This is a genomic window from Flavihumibacter cheonanensis, from assembly GCF_022352215.1.
GTDB classification, from domain to species: Bacteria; Bacteroidota; Bacteroidia; order Chitinophagales; family Chitinophagaceae; genus Flavihumibacter; species Flavihumibacter cheonanensis.
In genome coordinates this window covers 1-286 of sequence record NZ_JAKRWF010000135.1, presented here as the reverse complement: position 1 = coordinate 286, position 286 = coordinate 1, and the positions used below count along the sequence as shown (strand labels likewise).

Genomic DNA, 286 nt, shown 5'->3' with positions numbered 1-286 from the left:
TGTACCAGGCTCGCCAGGGTTTCCGGGGGCACGTCGCCACCATCGGGAATGACCCTTGAACGGCGGACCTGGACCCATAGCACCCGGTTCGCCAGCCCGCCGGCGATATCCTCGGAAGACAGGTAGCGTCGGACCTCTTCGGGGACGACGTGGCCCAGCACCGAAACATGCGGCTGGGTTGCGCGTTCGGCGGAGGTCTTCGCCAGGGTTGATAGCACGTCCGGCGAATCCCAGGCATCCCGAAGCACCGCGGACAACGTGCTTGATTCGCGCCGCCCACCTCGCA

At 66.4% G+C, this 286-nt stretch carries 1 protein-coding gene; it reads right to left on the bottom strand.

Annotated elements, in window-relative coordinates; all coding sequences use genetic code 11:
- A partial coding sequence (locus MD536_RS21415; RefSeq protein WP_239603820.1) for a hypothetical protein occupies nt 1–257 on the bottom strand: 257 nt, incomplete at its 3' end.
- Nucleotides 258–286: the final 29 nt, after the last annotated feature.